This is a genomic window from Edaphobacter aggregans DSM 19364 (assembly GCF_000745965.1).
Taxonomy (GTDB): domain Bacteria; phylum Acidobacteriota; class Terriglobia; order Terriglobales; family Acidobacteriaceae; genus Edaphobacter; species Edaphobacter aggregans.
The window spans coordinates 1-5,330 of record NZ_JQKI01000236.1; the positions used below are offsets into that span (position 1 = coordinate 1).

Annotated in this window: 6 protein-coding genes; 1 reads left to right on the plus strand and 5 read right to left on the minus strand. The window is 54.6% G+C overall.

The features are described from left to right. The 5 genes from Q363_RS30345 to Q363_RS39560 all read right to left on the minus strand — a co-directional run. Nucleotides 1-245 (minus strand): transposase (locus tag Q363_RS30345; protein ID WP_035358203.1); only part of this gene is annotated, 245 nt, incomplete at its 3' end. Nucleotides 246-470: 225 nt separating this feature from the next. Further along, a complete protein-coding gene (locus Q363_RS37100; protein WP_051979566.1) occupies nucleotides 471-992 on the minus strand; it encodes a DUF1440 domain-containing protein in 522 nt (173 codons plus the stop codon). Nucleotides 993-1,191: 199 nt separating this feature from the next. Next, nucleotides 1,192-2,571 (minus strand): 1-acyl-sn-glycerol-3-phosphate acyltransferase, encoded by a 1,380-nt coding sequence (locus tag Q363_RS37105; RefSeq protein ID WP_051979567.1) that lies wholly within the window; start codon nucleotides 2,569-2,571, stop codon nucleotides 1,192-1,194. A gap of 19 nt (nucleotides 2,572-2,590) precedes the next feature. Next, a complete protein-coding gene (locus Q363_RS30360) occupies nucleotides 2,591-2,929 on the minus strand; it encodes a nuclear transport factor 2 family protein (protein WP_035358198.1) in 339 nt (112 codons plus the stop codon). Nucleotides 2,930-3,727: 798 nt separating this feature from the next. Further along, nucleotides 3,728-4,132, minus strand: coding sequence for an SDR family NAD(P)-dependent oxidoreductase (locus tag Q363_RS39560; protein ID WP_084080932.1), 405 nt, complete (start codon nucleotides 4,130-4,132; stop codon nucleotides 3,728-3,730). A gap of 909 nt (nucleotides 4,133-5,041) precedes the next feature. Between Q363_RS39560 and Q363_RS30365 the strand changes: the two genes are divergently transcribed. Continuing rightward, a partial coding sequence (locus tag Q363_RS30365; RefSeq protein WP_035358200.1) for a hypothetical protein occupies nucleotides 5,042-5,330 on the plus strand: 289 nt, incomplete at its 3' end.

Sequence of the window (5,330 nt, forward strand, 5' to 3'; positions counted from 1 at the left end):
GCCTTCAGCGCCTCGCCGTGCAGGCTCAACTCCGCCACCAGCAGCTTCAGACGACGGTTCTCATCCTCCATCGCCTTCAGCCGCTGCGCCTCGCTCACCTCCATGCCCCCGAACTTCAGCTTCCAGCCGTAGAACGTCGCCCCGCTGATCCCGTGCTCACGGCACAGATCCGCCGTCTTCACTCCAGCCTCATGCTGCTTCAATATCCCAATGATCTGCTCTTCCGTATACCGGCTCTTCTTCATCTCAGCTCCCTCGTTCAATTTACGAGAGAACTCCAGTTCAAACTGGTAGAGATTTCCGGGGGCAGGTAAGATCCCGAGACGATAGTTGATGGATTCCTCAGAAAAGGATCCCAGAAAAGTGCGTGCTGGTCCACCAGTGGATAACTCTTGGGCACCTCTCCATTTAAATGGAATCGGGCCAATATCCTTATCGGTACGAATCACCTCCAAATCATTGCGAGCGCCCTAAAGAAGAGCACGGACCGTACGTCGAACAAACTCGGTTGTAACTCCATAAACGAGATGAGCATCCCAAGGAGAAACCTGAGCAGTGGTCGGCTGCTCTATAGGTGATGGGCCGAGCTTCAGGGCCGGAACAGCCAGTAGATCTGCTCCGGTGAAGATAACAGAACCAAACGTTATTCCAAATCCAGAACGTACTCCAGGCCACAGTTCGGCAAGCCCACCATAAATGGCCCCCATTAAGCCACCAAACGCGTAATGTACCGCGGGACCGGCCTTTACGCGTTGTTCCCAAGAAAGATGTTGACCACCCGTGACAGTGCTCACAACCGCGTCAGCGGTCTTCATTGTGGCATCCTCTTTCGGATTCTCGCTTTGAATCGCATCGCGCTCGTTATCTTCTGGAGATTGCACGGCCTGCTGTAATTTGTGGCCCGGACCCGTCATGAATTCATTCATCACCCAAGAGGCAACGAGCCCAGCTGCCAAACCTGCGACAATACCCCGACCAACATGCTTTTCCATAGAAAGTTCCCTCCGTCGCGTTAGGCTTCATTGGATGCCTTTGTTCAGAACGCAGTTAGCCGTGCCCCTAATGGATCTGCAGAACAGCAGTTAGGCCATAGGGACTTCCTCGGACACTTGCGTTTTTCCTAAATCCGATGCCTTAGTTCTTAGGCCAGATGTCTTCAGGAAAAAGCACCGCCATTCTGGGATCTAGCGGCTAGATATCGAGGATTTCTGGAATGGGCTCTCTAGCATAGTTATCGTTGCCGCGGAGGTCCCTTACAGCTTTCCATAGATGGGCCAGGAAATCGAGATCTGTATCTTGATCTTCGGCATGAACCGGCTGTCCAAACCTGACTTGAACGGGTGAGCATCGAAACTGCTGTGCCCCACGTGGGAAGACTTCATAGCTTCCCAGGATTGCGGCCGGAACGACCGGCACCTTACATTCCCGCGCCAGAATAGCAATGCCACGATGAAACCGTTGCAGCGCGCCATTCGGTGAACGTTCTCCTTCCGGGAACACGCAGCCAACTAGCTTCCGGCGCAGTGCTTCAGCGCTTAGCCGCATCCCTGAGCGCACATGCTGATCAGGATCGACCGGAACCAGTTTTAACCACGGCGACACCCTGGCTTTCCAGCCAGTTCCGAAATATTCGGTATGGCCCATGAAAGAAAGCCGGCGCATGATGCCAAAAGGCAGACTCCACAGCAAGAACAGCGGGTCGAGGTGCGAACAATGATTGACGGCGAACAAGAATGATCTGTCTTTAGGAAGATGATGGCGACCCTCTACTCGCAGGTCAAAGCAAAGCTTGCCTGCGAGACGGAGTAGCAACAGCAAAGCCCACGCAGTAGATACGACCCACATCCTGTCCTGGAAAGTAGTATTGGCAAGTGTCTCCTCGTTTAAGGTCAATGGAGCTTCTAATATCTGCGACCATGAACTTGATGACAGGAGAGGCGGAGCTTTGGCCCTTTTTGTCACAGTACCCACCAGGTCACCGACAGTAAATATTTGAGCTGCTTCGTCATCAGGGATACGAACACCGAAGTTCCGCTCAATTTCTGAAAGGAGCTGCACTCGCTCCAGGGAATCAAAACCTAAATCCAACTCAATATTCATGTTATCTTCGAACTCGCTCTGAATTGGCTTGTGCACGCGAAGCAGATTCGATAGCTGCTGCTTGATGGGGCTGGTAGGTGAAATGCTCCCGGTCGCGTGAGAAAATTCTTTGCGAACTTGGCTGGAATCTAGGGCGTCGCCAGTTGTGCGCGGCAATGGTCGTGATCTTAATGAAAACGTGTCTGGCCGCTCTTCCACCGGGAGTTGCTTCGACAAGGTCTGGAACTCAAAGCGAATCAACTCGCGCGCATTGGCTCGCTTCCATTTCTTGAGCTCTTCAAAACTCGGGACCAGAAACGCATGGATATGTGGAGGCTGGCCGATGGCGCCGTCCAGGGGGACGATTGAGACCTCCGAGATAGTTGGGCTCCGCTCCCGATACCAACTCTCAATCCGGGACCAAAGGCCCGGATCTGACAGCTTCGATGCCCCTGCCAACTTAGCTATTCGAAAATCGTCCGATTGTGCCATAATCCCCCATCAGTATGCGCTATCTCCGCTGTTCATCCGTCACAACGGCGGGTTGGCTCAAACAGTCGTGAGGATCGATTAAGGTTCTGGTCACTTCGCAGACTTGACGTCCACGTTGTGATACGCCTCGATCCACCATTGACCTCGCGCCCGCGCCATACATGACCATTCCGAAAAGATTCGTGAACGACGCGTCCGGCGCGAGCTGCCGGGCGTAGGGATGCCCATCGCCGGCGTTCCAGGCGACAACTTGATCTGCAACAACGCGGATTTGCCCTTCTGACGCGGCATCTTGAGCCAACGACACTCCAGCCGGTGCGGCCAGCAGAATCAACAGGGCGAGGCATATCGTTTGCATGGTGTGAGATTCCTTCCTACGACCGCCGGACTCCCGGATCGTTGGCGTGTCAGGAGTGTCTCATGAACTTTCACATGTGAGCACGCTGCAACCACACACGGCATCCGTTTGTCTCCTGGCGGCCGGGCCCAGGCGTTATTCCACCTGCTGCATCGTCGCCAAACCGGAATGTATGGTCCGCCGCCGTTTTGCAAGCGAAGAGTGTGATGACAGAATTGGTCTGCGCGAATGTATCCGGCCTTTATTGGAGTAGCGAACTCCTGGCCTGAATGGAATGCGCTGCGCCCTCGTCCTTTTTAGTTACGCTGCCTTTGCAGGCATTTTCCGGTTACAGGTTTCGAGAGCGCCGGGATCGACCGTTTTGCCATCTCATTGTTCGCCAGCAAACCTGACGGGTTTGAAAAAAGTCAGATTGATCATCCGTAGCCGCTGGTCTGCAGATGTGGGAATCGCGCAGGCGATTTCCAAGACTGGCGCTCGTTGCCGGGCTGCATCTGCAGGCCAATTACTTCATACGCAAACCTTCCGCCAAAAGCGACGGGCGATATCTTTCCCCTTTAGCGAGCACCGCCCAGGCCATGCGAGCCAGTTTGTTGGCCAGAGCAAACTACGGCCACATTGCGATGGACACGCGACGCCAGCTGTTCCAGCCACTGGCTTAACCCGGACGATTGCTTCACCCGTTGCTGCATGACGGCATGCGCTCCATGGACGAAGAGTCGTCGCAGAGCGATTGAACACTATCGGGAACGGATAGCCGATCCAAACCTGCAGGTCGACGAGAACTCAGTGCTCGTCTTACAAAATTGCGGGCCGAAGGGCTACCCGGGCATGGCAGAGGTTGGCAATATGGGGCTTCCGCCCAAGCTCATGGCGCGAAGCGCGACTGGCATTCAGGATCAGCAGATCGAGGTGAGACCATGCCTCAGCAATTTGTGGGAAGGTTGACGCAATATCTTCTGGACTGGTTATGTCCGCCTGCAGAAGCAGCGATCGCCGCCCCAATGCCTCAATCGCACTAGCTACGTCCTGAGCTCTTGGTCCTTTGCTGCGGTAATTGATTGCGACATCCGCTCCCGCTTCAGCCAATTGCCGTGCGATGCTGGCTCCGATTCCTCGAGATGCTCCCGTTACAAGCGCAGTCTTTCCGATCAGCGGTGGGGATGTCTGTCCGGCGCCTGACAAAGGGTCATGTTCGTTCATCAGGCCATTCTACGAAACTTCTCGCACCGCAAAACCAACTTCGGAGAGTTGCCGGCATTCACCTGGATAATTTAGGTTTCCTAGTAGGCGACGCCACACCTCAAGCTGTCTCTTGCTACTAAACTACTGGCGTTGGAGTAGACAAGCCCACAATCCCATCTAGACTTCGGCCCATGCCTCTCATCCTCATTCTCATTCTGTTACTACTTTTGGTCGGTGGCGGCGGCTACTACATGGGCCCCGGGCTCGGGTATTACGGCGGCGGCGGCCTCAGTCTTGTCCTCGCGTTAGTGATCATTTACTTGGTTTTTGGAAGAGGACGAGACCGACTTTAAACCGAGAACCCTCTGCGCTGGCATGCCAGACGAATGAGTCATGGGTTGTCGTTCAAGCTGTTTTTAGGTTGGCGATCGGTGATTTCGATGCCGGTAGAGACAATCGGAACGTCGTTCCACTTTTTCCAGCTCGCGTCGAAGCTACGACAGGAAAGGGCGCCGCCGTGCTTTCGAGCAATGCCGTGAGATAGCCATAGTCTGAGTCCGGTGCCTGCGCTTTTGGAAGTATTGTGGGCCTGGAAGATTTGTCGATTTTTCGATAAATCTTGTCTTCAATCCCGCAGCAGCCATTATCGGCTACCGCGAGGTGGACGCGCCCGGCTCTTTGAGTGACCCGCAAGCAAACCACACCTCCTTTGGTTCGTCCCCATTTCCGAACCCGGTTCACCGCGTTTCGGTACTGTCCAGAAACGCCACACCTCCTTGCCTGATGCGATTTAGGATGCCCCGTTGTCTAAATCCGGTGGGCCGCATTCTGCGGCAGACATCTTGCGGAAGGCGCAGTCGGCATCTCAATTAGTGAACTGTAGACGTTTCCAGCACATTCATCTGTCAGGTTCGAGAGGTGTCCACCATGGCCGAGCCCCTTACCACTTATGTAAACGACCACCTCGGTGGTGCCCGTATAGCCCTTCAGCTGCTTGAAGCAATGCACGATCAGCATGACGATCAACAGTTCCGGGATTTCGCCGGAGCGTTGCTCCCGGAGATTCAGGCTGACGATCGCACCCTCCGAACCATCGCCGAGAAGATTGGCTCGGGTCCAAGCGCGATCAAAGAAGTCAGCGGCTGGCTTCTTGAAAAAGCAGGGCGTCTAAAACTAGGCCATACAGGTTCAACAGACTTCGCGATGTTCGAGTCGC